17 protein-coding genes are annotated in these 18,817 nt (G+C 44.5%); 11 read left to right on the top strand and 6 right to left on the bottom strand.

What is annotated here, in order from left to right; all coding sequences use genetic code 11:
- Positions 1-69: 69 nt before the first annotated feature.
- Together nagE and glnS are read left to right on the top strand one after the other, a co-directional pair.
- Entirely contained in the window at positions 70-1,563 is a 1,494-nt protein-coding gene (gene nagE / locus R7E38_RS15375) for an N-acetylglucosamine-specific PTS transporter subunit IIBC (RefSeq protein ID WP_005384985.1), read from the top strand.
- A gap of 276 nt (positions 1,564-1,839) precedes the next feature.
- Complete coding sequence (glnS, locus tag R7E38_RS15380) at positions 1,840-3,510, top strand: glutamine--tRNA ligase (protein WP_005382124.1); 1,671 nt, start codon at positions 1,840-1,842, stop codon at positions 3,508-3,510.
- Positions 3,511-3,717: 207 nt separating this feature from the next.
- Here glnS and fcrX read toward each other — a convergent pair whose 3' ends face one another.
- On the bottom strand, positions 3,718-4,167 hold the full coding sequence (fcrX, locus tag R7E38_RS15385) for a ferric iron uptake transcriptional regulator FcrX (RefSeq protein WP_005382141.1): 450 nt from the start codon (positions 4,165-4,167) through the stop codon (positions 3,718-3,720).
- A gap of 200 nt (positions 4,168-4,367) precedes the next feature.
- Here fcrX and R7E38_RS15390 point away from each other — a divergent pair, with 200 nt between their 5' ends.
- Positions 4,368-4,871: a DUF4442 domain-containing protein gene (locus R7E38_RS15390; protein WP_005382144.1), complete on the top strand. Its 504-nt coding sequence runs from the start codon at positions 4,368-4,370 to the stop codon at positions 4,869-4,871.
- A gap of 52 nt (positions 4,872-4,923) precedes the next feature.
- On the opposite strand, the gene fldA is transcribed toward R7E38_RS15390, so the two are convergent.
- The 3 genes from fldA to R7E38_RS15405 form a co-directional block, all read right to left on the bottom strand.
- Entirely contained in the window at positions 4,924-5,457 is a 534-nt protein-coding gene (fldA, locus tag R7E38_RS15395) for a flavodoxin FldA (RefSeq protein WP_005382146.1), read from the bottom strand.
- Positions 5,458-5,505: 48 nt separating this feature from the next.
- Positions 5,506-5,727, bottom strand: a complete 222-nt coding sequence (locus R7E38_RS15400) for a DUF2788 domain-containing protein (protein ID WP_005393038.1) — start codon at positions 5,725-5,727, stop codon at positions 5,506-5,508.
- A gap of 112 nt (positions 5,728-5,839) precedes the next feature.
- Positions 5,840-6,607, bottom strand: a complete 768-nt coding sequence (locus R7E38_RS15405; protein ID WP_017819953.1) for an alpha/beta fold hydrolase — start codon at positions 6,605-6,607, stop codon at positions 5,840-5,842.
- A 92-nt stretch (positions 6,608-6,699) separates the two neighbouring features.
- Here R7E38_RS15405 and seqA point away from each other — a divergent pair, with 92 nt between their 5' ends.
- A complete protein-coding gene (seqA, locus tag R7E38_RS15410) occupies positions 6,700-7,242 on the top strand; it encodes a replication initiation negative regulator SeqA (protein ID WP_005382149.1) in 543 nt (180 codons plus the stop codon).
- A 92-nt stretch (positions 7,243-7,334) separates the two neighbouring features.
- Complete coding sequence (pgm, locus tag R7E38_RS15415) at positions 7,335-8,981, top strand: phosphoglucomutase (alpha-D-glucose-1,6-bisphosphate-dependent) (protein ID WP_226083836.1); 1,647 nt, start codon at positions 7,335-7,337, stop codon at positions 8,979-8,981.
- 61 nt (positions 8,982-9,042) lie between these two features.
- Here pgm and R7E38_RS15420 read toward each other — a convergent pair whose 3' ends face one another.
- Positions 9,043-9,816: a DUF1853 family protein gene (locus R7E38_RS15420; protein ID WP_047102887.1), complete on the bottom strand. Its 774-nt coding sequence runs from the start codon at positions 9,814-9,816 to the stop codon at positions 9,043-9,045.
- Between the two features lie 232 nt (positions 9,817-10,048).
- Here R7E38_RS15420 and R7E38_RS15425 point away from each other — a divergent pair, with 232 nt between their 5' ends.
- The gene (locus R7E38_RS15425) at positions 10,049-10,807 is read left to right on the top strand and encodes a Nif3-like dinuclear metal center hexameric protein (RefSeq protein ID WP_025766984.1); all 759 of its coding nucleotides are present in this window, start codon (positions 10,049-10,051) and stop codon (positions 10,805-10,807) included.
- Positions 10,808-10,899: 92 nt separating this feature from the next.
- On the opposite strand, the gene R7E38_RS15430 is transcribed toward R7E38_RS15425, so the two are convergent.
- The gene (locus R7E38_RS15430; protein WP_005382163.1) at positions 10,900-12,189 is read right to left on the bottom strand and encodes a citrate synthase; all 1,290 of its coding nucleotides are present in this window, start codon (positions 12,187-12,189) and stop codon (positions 10,900-10,902) included.
- Positions 12,190-12,585: 396 nt separating this feature from the next.
- On the opposite strand from R7E38_RS15430, the gene sdhC reads away from it, so the two are divergent.
- The 5 genes from sdhC (at position 12,586) to sucA (ending at position 18,806) form a co-directional block, all read left to right on the top strand.
- Positions 12,586-12,978, top strand: coding sequence for a succinate dehydrogenase cytochrome b556 subunit (sdhC, locus tag R7E38_RS15435; protein WP_226083837.1), 393 nt, complete (start codon positions 12,586-12,588; stop codon positions 12,976-12,978).
- Positions 12,972-13,316 carry a succinate dehydrogenase, hydrophobic membrane anchor protein gene (sdhD, locus tag R7E38_RS15440; RefSeq protein ID WP_005382169.1) on the top strand — a complete coding sequence of 115 codons (345 nt, stop codon included), beginning with the start codon at positions 12,972-12,974 and terminating at the stop codon, positions 13,314-13,316. The genes sdhC and sdhD overlap by 7 nt, the downstream gene beginning before the upstream one ends.
- Positions 13,317-15,083 (top strand): succinate dehydrogenase flavoprotein subunit, encoded by a 1,767-nt coding sequence (gene sdhA / locus R7E38_RS15445; RefSeq protein WP_005382172.1) that lies wholly within the window; start codon positions 13,317-13,319, stop codon positions 15,081-15,083.
- A gap of 15 nt (positions 15,084-15,098) precedes the next feature.
- Complete coding sequence (locus tag R7E38_RS15450) at positions 15,099-15,809, top strand: succinate dehydrogenase iron-sulfur subunit (protein WP_005382174.1); 711 nt, start codon at positions 15,099-15,101, stop codon at positions 15,807-15,809.
- A 171-nt stretch (positions 15,810-15,980) separates the two neighbouring features.
- Positions 15,981-18,806 (top strand): 2-oxoglutarate dehydrogenase E1 component, encoded by a 2,826-nt coding sequence (gene sucA / locus R7E38_RS15455; protein WP_005382176.1) that lies wholly within the window; start codon positions 15,981-15,983, stop codon positions 18,804-18,806.
- Positions 18,807-18,817: the final 11 nt, after the last annotated feature.

Here is an 18,817-nt window from a genome sequence, read left to right on the forward strand (position 1 = left end):
GGATGACTAAATTGGACGGCTGAAATAAGTCATTCAACATAACATCTAATCCTATAGGGGGAACTTAAGGTGAACATTCTCGGATACTTCCAGAAGGTGGGTAAGGCGCTTATGGTGCCGGTTGCCACACTTCCTGCAGCAGCAATACTCATGGGTATTGGCTACTGGATCGACCCAAATGGCTGGGGCGCAAACAGTGCACTTGCTGCATTTCTTATTAAAGCTGGTGCAGCGATCATTGACAACATGTCAGTATTGTTCGCTGTTGGTGTTGCTTATGGAATGTCTAAAGACAAAGATGGCGCCGCTGCACTTTCAGGCTTCGTGGGCTTCTTAGTTGTCACAACGCTTTTGGCCCCTGGTGCAGTATCACAAATTCAAGGCATTGACCCAAGTGAAGTACCTGCTGCATTTGGTAAAATCAATAACCAGTTCGTCGGTATCTTGGTTGGTATTGTTTCTGCTGAGTTGTACAACCGTTTTTCTCACGTAGAGCTGCACAAAGCACTGGCGTTTTTCTCTGGCAAGCGTCTTGTACCTATCCTAACGTCTTTTGCTGGTATCGTTATTGCGTTCATCCTGATGTACGTTTGGCCATCAGTTTACGGCGGTCTGGTAAGTTTTGGTGAAAGCATTCAAGGTATGGGTGAAGCAGGTGCAGGTGTTTACGCATTCTTCAACCGTCTTCTAATTCCTGTTGGTCTGCACCATGCACTAAACTCAGTGTTCTGGTTTGATGTCGCTGGTATTAATGACATTCCAAACTTCCTTGGCGGTGCGAAATCATTAGCTGAAGGCACGGCAACGGTAGGTGTTACGGGGATGTACCAAGCGGGCTTCTTCCCAATCATGATGTTTGGTTTACCAGGCGCTGCTCTAGCGATGTACCATACTGCGAAATCAAAGAATAAAGAGAAAGTGGCATCTATCATGATTGCAGCTGCGTTTGCTTCATTCTTTACAGGTGTAACAGAACCACTTGAATTTGCATTCATGTTCCTTGCTCCAGGACTGTACGTTCTTCACGCAGCGCTGACTGGTCTATCAGTTTATATCGCGGCATCAATGCAGTGGATTGCAGGTTTCGGTTTCTCTGCTGGTTTAGTCGACTTAGTATTGTCGACTCGTAACCCGCTAGCGGTAAACTGGTACATGCTCATTGTACAAGGTCTTGGTTTCTTTGCGGTTTACTACTTCGTGTTCCGTACCGTGATTGTTAAGTTTGGCCTTAAAACACCGGGACGTGAAGATGATGAAGAAGCTTCATCTAACGTGGCTGGATCAAGCAATTCTTCAGAGCTTGCTCGTCAGTACTTGAAAGCACTTGGCGGTCATGACAACCTAAGTTCTATCGATGCCTGTATTACTCGTTTGCGCCTTTCTGTGAAAGATATGAGCGTTATCAATGAGAAAACTCTGAAAGATCTTGGAGCTATGGGAGTTGTGAAGCTAGGTACAAACAACCTACAAGTTATTCTTGGTCCACTAGCAGAGATTGTTGCTGGTGAGATGAAGAATGTATCTAAAGATGAAGACTTAAGTGGTGTTCAGCTACCAGCTTAACTGTTTAATAGTGGTGTGATTGTTTGTTATTGGTATTGCAAACAATTGATACTACAACATCGCAAAAGGCCTCCGCAGGAGGCCTTTTTTCGTTTAGGCCCTTTGAATCTGCTTTGCTTTCACGCTAACTCGATAAATATTGTCGTTTTAGAGCGAGTTCTTGTTGTCTAATTGCTTAGAATTGTGGATCATTAGGAACAATGTACTCTGTGAAACCATACTTGGATACAGGGTTCCGTTTTCTCTGACAATACTAATATTTTTGAGGTGCTATAGATGAGTGAAGCTGATGCTCGTCCATCAAACTTTATTCGCCAGATCATTGATAAAGATCTAGCGGATGGTAAACACACTAGCGTGCATACTCGATTCCCGCCGGAGCCAAATGGCTACCTGCATATCGGTCATGCTAAGTCTATCTGTTTGAACTTCGGTATTGCTCAGGACTACCAGGGTCAATGTAATCTGCGTTTCGACGATACAAACCCTGAAAAAGAAGACATCGAATACGTTGAGTCTATCAAGAAAGATGTAAACTGGTTGGGCTTTGAGTGGAGTGGTGAAGTATGTTACTCATCAAACTACTTCGATAAGCTTTACGAATATGCAATTGAATTGATTAACAAAGGCTTAGCGTACGTAGATGAGCTAAGTCCAGAGCAAATTCGTGAATACCGCGGCACACTAAAGGCGCCAGGTAAACCAAGTCCATACCGTGACCGTTCTGTTGAAGAGAACTTGGCGTTGTTTGAAAAAATGCGCGCTGGTGAATTTGAAGAAGGTAAAGCGTGTCTTCGTGCTAAAATCGACATGGGTTCTTCATTCATGGTCATGCGCGATCCAGTTTTATACCGTGTGCGTTTTGCTACGCACCACCAAACTGGTGATAAGTGGTGCATTTACCCAATGTACGACTTTACGCACTGTATTTCTGATGCATTAGAAGGCATTACGCACTCTATTTGTACGCTTGAATTCATGGATAACCGTCGTCTGTACGATTGGGTTCTAGACAACATCACGATCGAAAGCCGTCCACATCAATACGAGTTCAGTCGTTTAAACCTTGAATACACAGTGATGTCTAAGCGTAAGCTTAACCAGCTAGTTACTGAAAAACTGGTTAATGGTTGGGATGATCCACGTATGCCGACTGTCTCAGGTCTGCGTCGTCGTGGCTTCACACCTGCATCTATTCGTGAGTTTTGTAAGCGTATTGGTGTAACGAAGCAAGAAAATATGATCGAGTTTAGTTCATTAGAATCTTGTATTCGTGATGACCTAAACGAGAACGCTCCGCGTGCAATGGCTGTACTGGATCCTGTTAAAGTTGTTATCGAAAACTTTGAAGCAGGCGCAGTAGAAAACTTGACAGTTGCCAACCACCCAAATAAACCTGAAATGGGCGTGCGTGAAGTGCCATTCACGCGTGAATTGTGGATTGAGCGTGAAGACTTCCGTGAAGAAGCGAACAAAAAGTACAAGCGTTTAGTGCTAGGTAAAGAAGTTCGTTTACGTGGTGCTTACGTGATCAAAGCTGAGCGCGTTGAAAAAGATGCCGAAGGCAACATCACAACGATCTTCTGTTCTTACGATGCAGATACGCTAGGTAAAAACCCAGCAGATGGTCGTAAAGTGAAAGGCGTTATTCATTGGGTGTCAGCTGATAAAGCTCTTCCAGCGGAAATTCGTCTGTACGATCGTTTATTTACGGTGCCAAACCCAGGCGCAGCGGAAGATTTTGCTTCTACTATCAACCCTGAATCATTAGTTGTGATCAATGGCTTCGTCGAGCCTAGCCTAGCTTCTGCAGAAGCAGAAAAAGGTTACCAGTTTGAACGTATGGGTTACTTCTGTGCAGACTCGAAAGACTCTTCAGCAGATAATCTAGTATTCAACCGCACGGTTGGTCTACGTGATACCTGGGCAAAAATTGAGAATCAATAATCTCAATTAATGCTGAGAACGATGAAAAAATGCCAGCAAACGCTGGCATTTTTTATACCTAATCCCACAGAGTGCTATATAGATGTGCAAAACTGTGGAGAAAAAAGATGGGTGTTTAGTAGCTTTTGTTCTGTAACCAAAGTACTGACTTCTAGAAACAAAAAACGCCAGCATGTGCTGACGTTTACTTTTTAAATTAACAAACCCTTATTTTTTCGGTTTGTGTGCATCTGGATTGTCTTTACAACCACCATCGCTACACTTGCCGTACAAGTATAAGCTGTGGTTTGTTAGTGTGACATTGTACTTAGCTGCAATCTCTTTTTGACGTTCTTCAATAAGATCGTCAGAAAATTCAATTACCTCACCACAGTCTAGGCACACTAGGTGGTCGTGGTGATGTTGAGTCGATAATTCGAAGACTGACTTTCCACCTTCAAAGTGGTGACGAGTTACAATACCAGCATCGTCGAACTGGTTTAGAACTCGGTAAACAGTTGCTAGGCCAATTTCTTCACCTAGATCAATCAACTTTTTGTACAAATCTTCAGCACTGATGTGCTGGCAGTCTGGCTGCTGAAGTACTTCTAGAATTTTTAGCCTCGGAAGGGTTACTTTTAAACCCGCATCCTTCAGCGCCTGATTATTATCTGACATATACTTTCCCGTTGGATCATCTGCAGCGATTTAACAGAATTCAATCTTCCTACCATTATAGGATAAGCGTTCGGAACATTAAACCACGAACTTCAAAGGGTTAATAGAATCTTTTTGTAAATTAGAAACAGGTCCATTATATTACAGCTCTGACCAGTTACAATTGTGTAACATTAAGCTTGGAGAGGGCAGGGATAGCGATGAATAGGCGACTAGCGAAGATATACAAACCAGGAATTGTAAAGTTCGCACTCAATATTTGGCCTCCTTTTTGGGGGGCGGGTATTAAAATCTTACATATTTCTCAAGACTTCCGTACTGTAAAGGTACGTTTAAAGCTTCGCTGGTGGAATAAAAATGCCAATCGCACCCAATATGGCGGCAGTATTTTCTCTTTAACTGATCCTATTTACTCGTTGATGCTGATGGGGATTCTACGAGAGGAATATTATGTGTGGGATAAAGAGGCAAGCATTAACTTTATTAAGCCGGGGCAAAGTGATTTGTTTGCAGAATTTGAGGTCACTGAAGGGATGCTGGAAAACATTTATCAAATGACACGGAATGGAGAAAAGTGCTTTCCTGAGTTTATTACTCATGTAAAAGATAAACAGGGGAATGTGGTTTCAGAGGTTCAACGCAAGCTTTATGTAAGAAAGAAACCTCAGTATCGCGAAGAGGAAGTACTTACCGATGCTGTGTGACAATACATACAAAAAGACCTCCAAGTGGAGGTCTTTGCATCATTCAATTTGATTAGCCTTCTAGCTCAGCTAAACACATCTCTTCATAGATCTGTTTAACCCAGCTTTCAACACGCTCGTCAGTCAATTCTGGTTGGCGGTCTTCATCAATACATAGACCTACGAATTGGCTTTCGTCACCTTCAACAAGTGCTTTAGACGCTTCAAATTCGTAGCCTTCTGTCGAGGTATGGCCAAGAATTGTGCCGCCTTTAGATTCAACGATATCACGGACTGTGCCCATCGCGTCACAGAAGTATTCTGCGTAGTCTTCTTGGTCGCCACAGCCAAAGATAGCCACTAGCTTAGTAGAGAAGTCGATTTGCTCAAGTTCAGGGAAGAAGTCATCCCAATCACATTGTGCTTCGCCGTAGTACCAAGTTGGGATACCTAGAAGAAGAAGATCGAAGTTATCAATGTCTTCTTTGCTGCTTTTCGCGATGTCTTGAACGTGAACTAGATGTTTACCTAGTTGCTTTTGAATCATCTTTGCAACGGCTTCAGTATTACCTGTGTCGCTACCGAAGAAGATACCTACACTTGCCATAGAGTCTATACCTTTACATTGTTTGTTATTGGCGATGCTACTAAGGGTTTAACCTAACCCTGAGCCTTCCCAAGTTAGCTGAATTACACCTTTTGCAATAAAGCCAGCACAGCCTAGGAAAAGGACTAACCACACAATACGACGACCAAAAACAGGTACATTGCCTTGCTTTAGCACATCTTTTATCGCCATCCCGATGAAAAAAAAGATAGCAGCAAAAAGAAGATCGAGCCCAATAGACTCGAGCATATCCATATAGTCGTAAAGCATTTTAGCCCTTCATGCCGAAAAATCTTGGGCGCACTATACCACTGTTAAACGGTAAAGTTAATGCACTACAAGAAGGGTTATTTCAATAATCTAGTGTTGCTTTTCGAATTTGTTAACTGGAAATGTATTTTCGAATGACTCTCATTACTTCTGTCGGTTTCTCGGCGTGTAACCAGTGACCAGTGCCAGCGATAATGTGTGCTTTAGCATGGTTAAATTGTCGCTTCACTGCCGGCTGATGTTCTGGCATTAAGTAGTCAGAGTCGCCGCCTTTGATAAATAAAGTTGGGATATCTGTTGGTGTGATTTCTTGCCAGCCAATAATTTGGTCATAATTCTCAAAAAGGCTCGGTACGTTAAACCGCCAATCCATCTTATCGCCATTTTTGTACAGTGATTTAGAGAGAAATTGTCTTACACCATCGAGTTCAATATGTTGAGCTAGGATATCCATGGCTTGCTGTCGATTTGCTGGTTTTTCATTAATAACAGCATGTAAGCCGTTAAAAACATTATCGTGACGGTTCGTAGTGTAGGCTACAGGCGCCATGTCGAGAACGACTAACTGCTTGACTACATTTGGAGCAATGTCCACAAGAGCCATCGCGACTTTTCCGCCCATGGAGTGACCAATAACAATAGATGGCTCAACGTTTAAGTGCTGAAGGAGCTGAGCCACATCTTTTGCCATATCGGTATAGTTATGGACTTCGGAGTGGAAAGAGAGGCCGTGATTTCTCAGATCAATACTGATCACCGTGTGATCTTTAATAAGATCGCGGGCGAGTAGACCCAGATTACTTAAACTACCAAACAATCCGTGAATCAAAACAACTGTTTGGCCTTGGCCTTCCTGCTTATAGTTGAGTAATGCTGACATTTTATCTTATTCGTGATGGGTTTAACGTGGAGTATCCGCGTGGATCTCGTTATAATCCCCCAGAGTTTAAACATTGAGAATGTGAAAAGCGAATGAAAACAATTGAGGTTGATGAGGATCTATACCGTTATATAGCTAGTCAAACTAAGCATATCGGTGAAAGCGCCTCGGATATTTTGCGACGCCTTTTAAACCTTGATGGTCAGTTGCAGGAAGCTAAAGCCGCGCCTGTAGTAGAGAAGCCACAAGGGATTGTAGTAAGTAAAGATGCGGGTAAAACGGAATCTGTTGATGTAGTGAAAGAAATGCGTTCGCTGCTTATTTCTGATGAGTTTGCCGGTCTAAAAAAAGCGATTGATCGCTTTATGTTGGTATTATCGACCTTACATAAATTGAATCCAGAAGGTTTCGCCCAGGCTACGAATGTAAAAGGACGCAAACGCGTGTACTTTGCAGATAATGAAGAAACCTTGCTAGCAAACGGTAATACGACCAAGCCAAAAGCCATTCCTGGCACACCGTTTTGGGTTATCACGAATAACAATACAAGTCGTAAAAGACAGATGGTTGAACAAGTGATGGCACACATGGGGTTCCAACCTGACTTAATAGAAAAAGTAACAGGTTCAATCTAAGAAACCTGATAGAAGCCTCATAATGCGTCGCAGTGAGCGGATATTATGAGGCTTTTTTAATTTTATTTGTATTGAAAGAAAGGATGTCAAACATGGCTATGCACCCTCGTGCTGGGCAAAAAGCGCAGCAGGAAGATCTTCACAATATCCCAGCACTCGTTGCTAACTACTTCTTACTTCAACCAGACGCGGCAAACGCAGAACACAAAGTTCAATTTGGTACTTCTGGCCACCGCGGTACTGCAGACAAGCACACTTTTAACGAAAACCACATTTTAGCGATCGCTCAAGCGGTAGCAGAAGTTCGTGCTGAGCAAGGCACAACTGGCCCGTTGTTTGTGGGTAAAGACACGCATGCGCTATCTGAGCCTGCTTTTTCAAGTGTGATTGAAGTATTGATTGCAAATGGTGTGAAAGTGATTGTCCAGCAAGACAACGGTTACACGCCAACACCGGGTATTTCACACGCGATTCTGACTTACAACATCAAACACGATGAAAAAGCAGACGGTATCGTTATTACCCCATCACATAACCCACCACAAGACGGCGGAATCAAATACAATCCGACACATGGTGGTCCTGCAGAAGCTGAGTTGACTCAAGCTATCGAAGATCGTGCGAACGAATTGATTGCTGAAGGTTTACAAGGTGTTAAACGCCTACCACTAGCAGAAGCAAAAGCATCGGATCTGTTTGTAGAGATGGACTTGGTGAAGCCATACATTGATGACCTGGTGAACGTTATCGATATGGAAGCAATCCAAAAAGCGAACCTGAAGATTGGTGTAGATCCATTGGGTGGCAGCGGTATCGATTACTGGCGTCAAATTGGTCAGGCATACAACCTAGACCTAACGCTAGTAAGTGAATCGATCGATCCTTCTTTCCAATTCATGTCGCTAGATAAAGACGGCGTTGTGCGTATGGACTGTTCTTCTCCTTACGCAATGGCGGGTCTATTGGCACTGAAAGACGAATACGATTTAGCATTTGGTAACGATCCTGACTACGACCGTCACGGTATCGTTACGCCAAAAGGTTTGATGAACCCGAACCACTTCTTAGCCGTTTGTATTGACTACTTGTACCGTCATCGTGACGCGTGGGGTAAAGATGTCGCTGTTGGTAAAACACTAGTTTCAAGTGCGCTGATTGACCGTGTTGTTGCGGATCTAGGTCGTGAGCTATGTGAAGTGCCTGTTGGTTTCAAATGGTTTGTAGACGGTCTGTACACTGGTAAGTTTGGTTTCGGCGGCGAAGAAAGTGCTGGTGCGTCTTTCCTTCGTAAAGATGGCACGCCTTGGTCAACAGACAAAGATGGCATCTTGCTATGCCTTCTAGCAGCAGAGATCACTGCGGTAACGGGTAAGAACCCACAAGATTACTATGAAGAGCTAGCGGCGAAGCACGGTGAGTCGAAGTACAACCGTATTCAAGCTGTAGCAAATGGCCCACAAAAAGACGTATTGAAGAAGTTGTCACCAGAAATGGTTGCGGCTGAAACTCTAGCAGGTGATGAGATCACTGCTCGTCTAACGCATGCACCAGGCAATGGTGCTGCGATTGGTGGCCTTAAAGTAACGACAGCTAACGGTTGGTTCGCTGCTCGTCCATCAGGCACAGAGGACATCTACAAGATTTACTGTGAAAGCTTCAAAGGTGAAGAGCACCTAAAACAAATCGAAGCAGAAGCACAAGAGATCGTTAATCAAGTGTTTGCAGCCGCTGGTTTGTAAAACATCCAATGGTCAATGTATCTAGCAAAGGGTTGATGTGAAAACATCAACCCTTTCATGTTTAAGTGCCCCGAACAGCTTTATCTCCGGGCCATGAATCTGGTACCACAAACCAGAATTGACCGTCTTCCGTTTGTGCGTGTATGAATCGATCTAAAGGCTTTTCAATAGGTTGAGAGAAATCGTCTGTACCGGTCGCCCAGCATGGTTTATGTAAATGATAAAGGGGTTTACTAATTAAATCCCATTGACTTTGATAGCACCAGTAACCACTAATCTGACTTGGATTTAATTCATAACCCAAGCACTCCTTAGGAGTTGGCTCTGGAGTAAACGGATTAATATAGAGTCGTCCTTGCATCATTAGGCGCTCTTCTGGAGAGTCGTTTAAAGGAATTATTTTTTGAAATTCCGGGCGATCGCTCATTTTCAGTTGATGCGTGAGCATTCTATCCAATTTCGCATGTAACTGGTCGTGAGCATTCGGGCCATACCAAATGCCGTTGTAAAGAAGATAAAACTTAATCGCCACTTCCCAATGTTCTATCTGATTTGATTCTGTATTCCGCAACACCAAATCTATAGCACCAATGGTCTTACCTTCGATGTCGTTTAACTGAACCTCTTCCGCGATAACCTGATATCGTTCTGAACTAGAGAGAACTGCAGTGCATAAGTGCTGATATAAAAAGCCCAATCTTGGATTACCATTGTATTGCTCAGTGTTCTTTAAAGGCGTTACCGTAAGATCCTCTAAGGTTGCAAACGGAGGGCGTAACTTGAAAAGAGGAGGTGAAGTGGCGATCCATTGGTAAAAGCGTTGCAGTTGGTTCATCCGTATCCCTAAATGTATGGTGAGGCGACAAGCTTTGTTATTGTAACTAAATTTGCTTTTGAGGGTAGGGTGGCTAGCATCGATATTAGGGTTCGAGATACACTTTAAATACCTAAATGATATCAAGGTGCCAGATGTCAAAACGTTGTTGTATCAACTAGGTTGCACACTCTCGGTCTGATTTCATCGAGAGGTTATTTAGGTTTACATGCGCTAGAAATTGGAAGTAATAATGAATAACTTAAAGCTAGAACAGATTCTTAATGACAAACTGTCACCGCAGTTAATTAAAGATTACGCACCAAACGGGTTACAGGTAGAAGGGACGCCAGCCGTAAAGCGTATTATCACTGGCGTAACCGCCTCTCAAGCCTTAATCGATAAAGCGATTGAGCTTAATGCAGACGCATTACTCGTTCATCACGGTTATTTTTGGAAAGGTGAACCTGAGCCAATTCGTGGTATGAAAGGTAAACGAATTCGTAGCCTGATCAAAAATGATATCAACTTATATGGTTATCACCTTCCTCTGGATATTCACCCAGAGCTAGGCAACAACGCTGAATTAGCTCGCTTACTTGAAATCGAAGTAGAAGGTGGGCTTGAAGGGCACCCTCAGTCAGTTGCTATGTTTGGGCGCTTGAAAAAGCCGATGTCTGGTGTTGAATTTGCGAGTAAGATCAACCAAGTTCTTGAAAGAGAGCCTCTGCATATCGCTCCAGAGAATACTGATAAGATGATTGAGACAGTCGGCTGGTGTACTGGTGGAGGGCAGGATTTCATTGAACTTGCTGTACAGCACGGGCTGGATGCATTTATCTCTGGAGAAATTTCAGAGCGCACCACTTATACTGCTCGTGAAATGGACATTCATTACTTTGCTGCAGGTCATCATGCTACTGAGCGTTATGGTGTTCAGGCCTTAGGCAAATGGCTAGCGGATGAATATGGCCTACATGTGGAGTTTATCGATATTGATAATCCGGTTTAGCGTTCTCCATTAATAACGTTAAACGCAAAAAAGAAAAAAGGGTTGAGACGAAAATCTCAACCCTTTTGTTTGTCTATCTTCGTACTAAAAGATCATTCACGTTCGTGAAGTGGAGAAAACTCACGTTGTGTTTCGCCAGTGTATAGCTGACGAGGACGACCGATGCGGTTCAGTGGATCGCTGTGCATTTCGTTCCAGTGAGCAATCCAGCCGATGGTACGAGAAATCGCGAAGATAACCGTAAACATAGAAACTGGAATACCAATCGCTTTAAGAATGATACCTGAGTAGAAGTCTACGTTCGGGTACAGCTTCTTAGACACGAAGTACTCATCAGAAAGTGCAATGCGCTCAAGTTCCATTGCAACGTCTAGCAGAGGGTCTTGAATGTTTAGCTCTTTGAGAACTTCATGACACGTTTCGCGCATTACTGTCGCACGTGGGTCGTAGTTCTTGTAAACGCGGTGACCAAAGCCCATTAAGCGGAATGGGTCATCTTTGTCTTTCGCGCGGTCTACATATTCAGGGATGTTATCGACGCTGCCAATCTCTTCTAGCATTCTCAAGCAGGCTTCGTTTGCGCCACCGTGAGCAGGCCCCCAAAGGGATGCAATACCAGCGGCAATACATGCAAATGGGTTCGCACCAGAAGAGCCAGCTAGGCGAACAGTTGATGTCGACGCATTCTGTTCGTGATCCGCGTGTAGAGTGAAAATCTTATCCATCGCACGGGCAACCACAGGATTTACTTCATACTCTTCGCAAGGGTTTGCGAACATCATATGCAAGAAGTTCTCTGCGTAGCTAAGGTCGTTACGAGGGTAAATAAATGGCTGACCGATAGAGTATTTGTAACACATCGCCGCCAGTGTTGGCATTTTTGACAGCAGACGGTACGCTGCAATTTCGCGGTGTTCGTCGTTGTTAATGTCAAGAGAGTCGTGATAGAAGGCTGCAAGTGCTCCAACTACACCACACATTACCGCCATTGGATGAGCATCGCGTCGGAAGCCATGGAAAAAGCTTGCGATTTGCTCGTGTACCATTGTGTGACGAGTAACGGTCGTTTTGAATTGCTCGTATTGTTCTCGGGTAGGGGCTTCACCATAAAGAAGGATGTAACATACTTCTAAGTAATCTGCGTTATTGGCTAATTGATCAATCGGGAAACCGCGGTGCAAAAGAATACCTTTGCCGCCATCGATGTACGTGATTGATGATTCACAAGATGCAGTGGCAAGAAAACCTGGGTCAAAAGTAAAGTAACCATTGGCTCCCAGCTTACGAACGTCAATTACAGGTGTACCTAGCGTACCGTCCATAATTGGCAGTTCGATTGGCGCTTGACCTTCAACATGAAGGGTCGCTTTCTTATCCGCCATAACAATCTCCTTTGTTTATTATTTAATCCGTCCAGGATGTTTATGTGCCATTTTTGTACTGTTGTTAAAGCTTAAAGTCAATTTTTCTCCATCTTTGTGTGCACTTGTTATGATTTTTCTCATGAAAATCGTTAAAAATCTGTTCTATGTAGCATAATTTGTTACACCAATTGTATTAGAATGTTGCTCGCCGTATATTGGCAAAGAAAATTTTAGTTAAATCCTTATAAATTCGGGGCTAGAAACAAAGAGTGAGGTTTGTTGCTGGATTCCGTTTGTTAACAACTTGTTTACAATTGTCTGAGTGGTTACTCGCGATATTTGTTAAATAGATGTTAACTTTTGTACGTTTGGAAGCTGAAATTGGTTATAACAATAAATGCTCAATGGAGCTGAGTGAGCAAGCCCGTGAAAGAAAGAAAGTCAAGACCTGTTAATTTAGATTTACAGACCATCCACTTTCCTATCACAGCAATCGCATCCATCCTACACCGTGTGTCTGGGGTAATTACGTTTGTTGCGGTGGGTATATTACTGTGGTTACTATCCATTTCTCTGTCATCCCCAATGGGTTTTATGGAAGCCGCTGACATCGTCGATAGCTTCTTCGTAAAATTCATCCTGTGGGGAATTCTTACTGCACTTGCCTACCACATCGCAGGTGGTATCCGTCACTTATTGATGGATCTAGGTCACTTTGAAGAACTAGATTCAGGCACGATCAGCGCTAAAGTCGCGTTTGGTGCAACAGCAGTATTATCATTATTGGCGGGGATCTTGGTATGGTAAAACACGTATCTTCATTTGGTCGTAATGGTGTACACGATTTCCTACTAATTCGTGCAACTGCAATCATTATGACGCTATACACGATTTATCTGATTAGCTTCTGTGCATTTTCAGATATCTCTTACGCATCTTGGACCCAATTCTTTGGTGGTACCTTCACTAAAGTATTCACCATGTTGGCACTTGTCTCGATCCTGATTCACGCTTGGGTTGGTTTGTGGCAAGTATTAACTGATTACATTAAGTGCGCGAAACTACGTGGCGCACTACAACTTGGTGTTATTGCCGTGCTATTCGGCTATGTCTTCTCTGGTCTATTTATTCTGTGGGGTGCGTAAGTGTCTATTCCAGTTCGTGAGTTTGATGCCGTAGTAATCGGCGCTGGTGGTGCAGGTATGCGCGCTGCACTACAAATTTCAGAGCAAGGCCTATCATGTGCTTTGTTGTCAAAAGTATTTCCAACACGTTCTCATACTGTGTCTGCACAGGGCGGCATTACCGTTGCTCTGGGTAACTCGCACAAAGACGATTGGCAATGGCACATGTACGATACCGTTAAAGGTTCCGACTACATCGGTGACCAGAACGCGATTGAATACATGTGTAAAAATGGTCCTGAGTCAGTTATCGAGCTTGAAAAAATGGGTCTTCCATTCTCTCGTTTTGATAACGGTACCATATACCAACGTCCATTCGGTGGCCAATCTAAAGAGTTTGGTGGTGAGCAGGCTGCTCGTACAGCCGCTGCTGCAGACCGTACTGGTCACGCACTTCTTCACACGCTTTACCAGCAAAACGTAAAACACAAAACAACCATCTTCTCGGAGTGGTACGCTTTGGATCTTGTGAAAAACCAAGACGGCGCAATCATGGGTTGTACTGCGATTTGTATGGAAACGGGTGAAATCTGTTACTTCAAATCGAAAGCAACCATTCTAGCTACAGGTGGTGCAGGTCGTATTTACGCATCGACCACTAACGCGCACATCAACACGGGTGATGGCGTTGGTATGGCACTTCGCGCAGGCGTTCCAATGCAAGACATGGAAATGTGGCAGTTCCACCCAACAGGTATTGCTGGCGCGGGTGTTCTAGTGACGGAAGGTTGTCGTGGTGAAGGTGGTTACCTTCTAAATAAAGATGGTGAACGCTTCATGGAGCGCTACGCACCAAACGCGAAAGACCTTGCTGGTCGTGACGTGGTTGCTCGTTCAATGATGATTGAAATTCGTGAAGGCCGCGGCTGTGATGGTCCTTGGGGTCCACATATCAAGTTGAAACTTGATCACCTTGGTAAAGAAGTACTTGAATCACGTCTACCAGGTATCTGTGAACTGTCTCGTACATTTGCACACGTTGACCCAGTGAAAGAGCCAATTCCAGTAATTCCAACTTGTCACTACATGATGGGTGGTGTACCTACTCAAGTCTCTGGCCAAGCAATTAAGCAGAAGGCCGACGGTAGCGAGATGGAAGTACAAGGCCTTTACGCATGTGGTGAGATTGCTTCTGTATCGGTACACGGTGCTAACCGTCTGGGCGGCAACTCATTACTAGACTTGGTCGTATTTGGTCGTGCTACTGGCTTGCACCTTGGCGAAACGCTAGCAGCGCAAGCAGAAGCTCGTCCTGCAACAGAATCTGATATTGAAGCGTCTCTAGCGCGTACTATGCGTTGGGAAAACAGCACTGGTGGTGAAGATCCAGTTCAGATTCGTAAAGACCTACAAGCATGCATGCAAAACAGCTTCTCGGTATTCCGTGAAGGCGATGCGATGGCAACCGGTCTAGAAGAGTTGAAAGTGATTCGCGAACGTTTGAAAGATGCGCATCTAGCGGACAAGTCTTCAGAGTTCAACACGCAGCGTATTGAGTGTCTAGAACTTGATAACCTGATGGAAACCGCGTTTTCAACTGCCGTTGCAGCAAACTACCGTACAGAGAGTCGTGGCGCACATGCTCGTTTCGATTTCCCTGAGCGTGATGATGAGAACTGGCTATGCCACTCTATCTACAATCCGGAAACAGAAGCGATGACTAAGCGTGATGTGAACATGACGCCAACGCATCGTGAAGCTTTCCCGCCGAAAGTACGTACATACTAAAGGGAGGATACGACTATGAAATTAAACTTCTCTTTATACCGTTACAATCCGGATGTGGATACCAAGCCTTACATGAAAGAGTATACCCTTGAGGTAGACGAAGGCTCAGACATGATGGTGCTTGATGCATTGATTCTGCTAAAAGAGCAAGATCCAAGCATCGCGTTCCGTCGCTCATGCCGTGAAGGGGTATGTGGTTCTGATGGTTTGAATATGAATGGTAAAAACGGCCTAGCGTGTATCACACCGTTATCTGCTCTACAAGGCGATAAGATAGTTATTCGTCCACTACCAGGGTTACCTGTCGTGCGCGATCTTATCGTTGACATGACGCAGTTCTATGATAACTATGCGAAAGTTAAACCATTCTTGATTGATGATGGTGCATTACCACCATCACGTGAGAATCTACAATCGCCTGATGATCGTGCGCATTTAGATGGATTGTACGAATGTATCATGTGTGCATGTTGTACAACGTCTTGCCCATCATTCTGGTGGAACCCTGATAAATTCATCGGCCCAGCTGGTCTTCTTGCAGCGTACCGTTGGCTAATTGATAGCCGCGATACGGCAACAGATGAACGTTTGTCTGATCTTGATGATGCATTTAGCGTTTTTCGTTGCCATGGCATCATGAATTGTGTAAGTGTTTGTCCTAAGGGATTAAATCCGACGAAAGCCATCGGTCACATTAAGTCGATGTTGGTTAATCGTTCGGTTTAATTTACTCGCTCTTAGTAATGTCGCAGTGTTGCGGATCACCCGATATGACCGCTTCACTGCTTCAGTAATATTCGAGTAAAGAATACAAAAATTGCCGACCGTATTTTTAGTCGGCTCTTATAGCTCGGCAAAGACCGAAGCAAACGTGAAAACTACTGGTTAAGGGAAAATATGCACAACGGCGTGATGAAGGCATGGCTCGAGTCTTCACACTTGGCTGGCGCCAATGCAACGTATGTAGAGGACCTCTACGAACTGTATCTAAGTGATCCCGATCTGGTAAGTGAGGAGTGGAAACGTGTTTTTGAAGGCTTGCCTAAGCCATCAGAAGAAGTGGCAGAACAACCACATTCACGTGTCCGTGACTACTTCCGACGACTCGCTAGAGAAACAAAGCATTACAATGTCCAAGTTAGTGACCCAGATGTCGATGCAAAACAAGTAAAAGTTCTACAGCTAATCAACGCATACCGTTTCCGCGGACATGAAGCTGCAGAATTAGACCCACTAGGTCTATGGCAACGCCCAACCGTGGCGGAGTTAGACCCTGCTTTTCATAATCTTACCGAAGATGACTTCGAAGAAACTTTCAACGTAGGTTCTTTTGCTGTTGGGCAAGAAACCATGAAGTTGAAAGATATCTATGAAGCCCTCAACAAAACTTATTGCGGTTCCATCGGTGCTGAATACATGCACATGACTGACACAGAGCAAAAGCGTTGGATTCAGCAACGCCTTGAGTCTGTCGTAGGCCAGCCATCATTCAACAAAGATGAGAAGCGCACATTCCTAGAAGAGCTAACAGCCGCTGAAGGTTTGGAGCGTTACCTCGGGGCGAAATTCCCAGGTGCAAAACGTTTCTCTTTAGAAGGTGGTGATGCGCTGATTCCGATGACGAAAGAGTTGATCCGTCATGCGGGTACAAGTGGAATGCGTGAAGTGGTTATCGGTATGGCTCACCGCGGTCGTTTGAACATGCTGGTGAACGTACTTGGTAAGAAACCTCAAGACCTGTTTGATGAGTTCGCCGGTAAACACGACGAAACTTGGGGTACGGGTGATGTGAAATATCACCAAGGTTTCTCTGCTGATTTTGCGACTCCAGGCGGTGATGTTCACTTAGCGCTTGCATTTAACCCATCGCACCTAGAAATCGTAAACCCGGTAGTCATGGGCTCAGTTCGAGCACGTCAAGACCGCTTGGGTGATAATCAAGGTAGCAAAGTGCTTCCTATCACCATCCACGGTGATTCTGCAATCGCTGGTCAGGGTGTGGTTGCCGAAACGTTCAACATGTCTCTTGCTCGTGGGTTCCAAGTTGGTGGTACGGTACGTATCGTCATCAACAACCAAGTAGGCTTTACGACGTCTAATCCTCGTGACACGCGTTCTACGATGTACTGTACCGATATCGCGAAGATGGTGCAGGCGCCAATTTTCCATGTAAATGCAGATGACCCAGAAGCAGTTGCTTTTGTTACTCGCATTGCATTGGATTACCGTAATGAGTTCAAGCGCGATGTCGTGATCGATCTTGTATGTTACCGTCGCCACGGCCACAATGAGGCGGATGAGCCAAATGCGACTCAGCCTTTGATGTACCAGAAAATCAAAAAGCATCCTACACCACGCAAATTGTATGCAGATGTTCTGATCGATAAAAATGAATCAGATATCGAGACAGCGACTCAGTTAGTCAATGAGTATCGCGATGCATTAGATCGCGGTGAAGTGGTTGTTAAAGAATGGCGTCCAATGGCGTTGCACTCTGTAGACTGGTCCCCTTACTTAGGGCACGAATGGGATATGGAGTGGGATTCAAAATACGACAAGACACGCCTTATTGAGCTAGGCAATCGTCTGTGTCAGTACCCAGAAAGCCATAAACTGCAAAGCCGTGTTAATAAGCTATACAACGATCGTCTAGCAATGATGACCGGTGAAAAAGCTATTGACTGGGGTATGGCTGAAACATTGGCGTATGCTACATTGGTTGACGATGGCAAGCGTATTCGTCTTTCTGGTCAGGACTCGGGTCGTGGTACTTTCTTCCACCGTCACTCGGTTCTTCATAACCAAACCGATGCAAGCACTTACATTCCATTAGCGAATATTCATGACAACCAAGGGCCATTCCAAGTCTTTGACTCAGTATTGTCAGAAGAAGCTGTGTTGGCGTTTGAATACGGTTACGCAACAGCCGAACCAGGTGGTTTAACTATCTGGGAAGCACAGTTTGGTGATTTTGCCAACGGTGCACAAGTTGTTATCGACCAGTTTATCTCGTCAGGCGAGCAAAAGTGGGCGCGTTTGTGCGGTCTTACTATGCTTCTACCTCATGGTTATGAAGGTCAAGGTCCTGAGCACTCATCTGCACGTTTAGAGCGTTACCTTCAGCTTTGTGCTGAGCAAAATATGCAGGTTGTGGTTCCTTCAACACCGGCTCAGGTGTACCACATGATTCGTCGTCAGGTTGTACGCCCAATGCGTCGACCTCTCATTGTAATGTCGCCGAAATCTTTGCTGCGCCACCCTCTATGTACTTCAACGATTGAAGACTTGGCGGATGGTACATTCCAATCTGCAATTCCAGAAGTAGATGATTTAGAACCAAGCAAAGTGAAACGTGTCGTGTTCTGTGCTGGTAAGGTTTACTTTGACCTACTAGAGCAGCGCCGTAACAACGAGCAAGACGATGTTGCTATCGTGCGTATTGAACAGCTTTACCCATTCCCAATGGAAGAAGTACAAGCAGCAATTGCTCAATACACTAACGTTGAAGACTTCGTGTGGTGTCAGGAAGAACCTCAGAACCAAGGTGCTTGGTACTGTAGCCAACATAACTTCCGTGCCGCTATTCCTGCAGGTGCAAATCTTAAATACGCAGGTCGCCCAGCTTCTGCTTCGCCAGCAGTTGGCTACATGTCGGTGCACTTGAAACAACAAAAAGCGTTGGTTGAAGACGCTCTGAACGTGAACTCAAAAACTTCGAATTAAGAACTAGAAGT

Origin of the sequence: Vibrio sp. Vb2131 (assembly GCF_033338535.1) — a bacterium.
Classification (GTDB): domain Bacteria; phylum Pseudomonadota; class Gammaproteobacteria; order Enterobacterales; family Vibrionaceae; genus Vibrio; species Vibrio alginolyticus.